Source organism: Vibrio sp. 10N.222.54.E6 (assembly GCF_041473955.1).
GTDB classification, from domain to species: Bacteria; Pseudomonadota; Gammaproteobacteria; order Enterobacterales; family Vibrionaceae; genus Vibrio; species Vibrio tasmaniensis_A.
This window is the reverse complement of sequence record NZ_JBFRTD010000090.1, coordinates 1-3,427: the sequence shown is the minus strand read 5'-3', so window position 1 is coordinate 3,427 and position 3,427 is coordinate 1. Positions and strand designations below refer to the sequence as shown.

At 32.7% G+C, this 3,427-nt stretch carries 3 protein-coding genes; all 3 read right to left on the bottom strand.

Translation table 11 applies throughout. The features are described 5' to 3' along the window. Window positions 1–434: 434 nt before the first annotated feature. Window positions 435–830, bottom strand: coding sequence for a GtrA family protein (locus AB4513_RS24645; RefSeq protein ID WP_009847997.1), 396 nt, complete (start codon window positions 828–830; stop codon window positions 435–437). Between the two features lie 32 nt (window positions 831–862). Then, a complete protein-coding gene (locus AB4513_RS24640; RefSeq protein ID WP_032555302.1) occupies window positions 863–2,254 on the bottom strand; it encodes a DUF2142 domain-containing protein in 1,392 nt (463 codons plus the stop codon). A gap of 95 nt (window positions 2,255–2,349) precedes the next feature. Then, on the bottom strand, window positions 2,350–3,294 hold the full coding sequence (locus AB4513_RS24635; RefSeq protein WP_102257554.1) for a glycosyltransferase family 2 protein: 945 nt from the start codon (window positions 3,292–3,294) through the stop codon (window positions 2,350–2,352). Window positions 3,295–3,427 lie beyond the last annotated feature (133 nt).

Here is a 3,427-nt window from a genome sequence, read left to right as displayed (position 1 = left end):
AGAGTAATGTAACGAGCAATTGCCATCATCACGATGTAGATCGGGTATCGCACGGGGATCTTACCGTTCATCACAAACTACTGAACCATTGACCGAGTATACGGTGTATTATCCAAAAAAATAATTCATCTATATTTACCACGCATAAAATACAACCTGTTGAATTTATTCTAGTTAAAAATCAAACTATGCTAATAAACATGTGGTGAGCTTTGATAATAGTTCATATAGTTATTTCCTTCAATTATAGTGGATAAAGGAGGCATTTAACATGGCAAACATTCAAACTATATAAGTTGTGAAGGGGCAAACCATAGCCCTAGTCGATGTTTTGATAAACATAAGATAGTACCTGACTGCTGTACTCCGCTCACATCAAAAATGACAAGTTAACTATTCACCATTAATATAAACCATAATATTCTATCACCCTTCTAACTTTCAGAGAAACTCGGTCTAAAAAGGAAAAATTTCATTATTAAAAAACTAACAACTGCCTCACCAATCATTGTTGCCATTATAAATACCAAATAGTTAAAACCAAGAACATCGACGCCTAAATATACAATGATATTAATAGTTAACAACAGGACCAACCGCATAACAATAAACCCTACACCATGTCTAACATGTTTTTTTTCATAATTATTAAAAACAAAATACTTGTTAATAAAGTATGAGTACAAATATATTATGAAAATAGCAGAATTCATACTGGCCAAGTAATGAAATCTAAAAAACTCAACAAAAATATACACTAAAGACCAGTTTATTATTGCTGTAGATCCTCCACCAATAAGATATCTGATTACTTGCTGAATATCTTTCATAAGACCTCTAGTGAAAATATTAATGGTATCAATTAATAATACCTTTCAAAAACAGACAGCGGCACAACTAAAATAGTAATAAAACCAAACAAAAACACGCCTAACCTCTGTATTAAACAACCACTTTTATCGTTTTTTTCGCCTTCACATAGTAAACATAAAAATAGAGAAATAGGTATAAAATACCGTCCTTGAACACCTTGAATTGTAGAACTGGACATTGGCGTCCATGATATAGACAAAACCAGAAAAATGCTAAAAATGGCTACGATAATTACTAATAGCAAGAGTAATTTATGATAAACCTCCCCCTTTCTACGCCCCCAAAGCCTTCCAACATCAGAATAAAATATCAGAAATAATGAAACCCCGGCGAAGAAATAATACCATATTGGCAATTTAACGTCCAAGTATCCTAATTTCCCTATAAATGATACAGCATAGAATGCATAATTCTCTATAAAGCTATTAAATAGTAAAACAAACCATGAAAATGGTGCACTTAAAATCTGTTCAACCCTTAACAGATAGGACACCCCTTCAGGGCCAAATGGAACAGATACGTTAAAAGTCAAATAAATAGACCAAATAACAACAGAGATAAAACTTATTAGAAAAGCACCTATAAGCTTTATTCTTTTATCCTCATCACTCCAATACTTTAGCGAAAAAACAAAAAAAACCATAGATAGAGCAATATAAGGAGGCCTTGTCATTGATATTACCACCAAAAATACAGAGCTAATAATTAATAGTATTTTAAACCTGTTATTTTTTTCAATATCAAATCGACTAACCATTGCCACAAATAATGCTGCTAGTGGAAAGGAAATGGCATCCGGACTTACCGATGCCATTTGAGATATGGTCATTGGAAGCATTAAAATACTAAATAGAACAGCAACGCCTTTGTTCGCGATATAAATAGCAACTGCTGACAATAAAATTGCGATAGAGCCGTTTAATATTCTAGACAAAATCAAGGTTTCTGATACGGATAAATCTATGCTCTTTCCTAAAATAATCCCTAAACTGGAAAGTGTATATAGAAATGGGGGGTATATACTCACATTACGAGTATCACCCCAACTATTTCCTCCCCATTCGATGCTATTCAAAACCAGTGACAACTGCGTGTCTACTTTCATATCTGGTTTAAATGCGATAGGGAGGTAACCTAACTCAATTTGACTAATTTCAGGACTAGTTGTCCCGCCAACGGTATAATCGTCAACAGTATTAGGCAATAATTTTTTCTGTGGAAATAACTCTCCCTGTGATACTTGGTATGCTCTTTGATAATGACTGCCTTCATCAGCAACTTGAAATGCTGGAACTTGAAATGCAAGGTAAATCATTAATGGAAATGAGAGTAATATATATATATAACTATAGAATTTATTTTTTTTAAACCTTGAAATCACATCAAGTACCTTTAACTAAAAATACAACCTTCAGGACTTTCACATAAAACCAACAATCTCTACATTATAAATCTTTGCGATCAATGTATTTATTTCTATTTCTTTTGCAAAGGATGTAATGGAGAGTTAGTTATATCATAATGAAGTGAGCTTAATAGGAGTTGGAAACCCATAATAATAGGCATTACAGCTATCATTACAGTTCCTGTAGAAGTGACATCTCCTGTCGAAATGGAATTAAACCAACTAATAACACCGAAACAAAAACCAAATAACATCATAATAGAACCTAAAATCAACTCTATACTAGCCACATTAAAGTCACGCAGAAAGTATGCGTAAAATATACGTTTAAAAAATGATTTAATATATAACGGCGTAAATTCAAAGATAACTTTTTTAACTTCTAAACTGCTTTCTTCATCATCATATTTTGCGTCCATTGATATATCTTGAACAACAGCTCTAATCGTACCCAAACGAAATAGCATATCACTTTCGAAAAAATATCTTTGGCTAATTTTATTTAATGGTAGTTCTAAAAGAGCTGAACGATGGATAGCAGTGTAGCCATTAGTTGGATCCATTACCTTCCAATAACCGCTAGACACTTTATTGACAAATGATAATATTGCATTCCCCAACTTTCTTATTGTAGGCATAAGAATAAGAGACTCAATTCTATTAAATCTATTTCCTTTTGTGTAATCTGCATGCCCTTGTATTATTGGGTTTATGAATTTTGGTATCAATGTAGGATCCATCTGTCCATCTCCATCAATTTTGATAATAATATCCATACCATCTTTTAGGGCTTCAATATACCCTTTCATCACTGCGCCACCAACTCCAGAGTTGACTTCACTAAAAATCACTTGGACTCTAGTATCTTTATTGTTTTCAAGAACAAACTTACCACTAGCTGCCGGGCAACAATCGTCGATAACATAAATTTTATCCACCTCATTCCCGATAGAATCTAAGACTTTACAAATTTGATTTTTCACCTTAAAGCAAGGAATGACAACTGCAACTTTCATTTTCACTTTTCATTTTATTTAAATTCATATTGTATTTTATAATAGTAATCAGAAAAATGATATACTGAAGCTTTATTGCTGTAAGTCGATACAACTGAATCAAAAACTCTCATTCATCCGGCTGCTTGGTTCG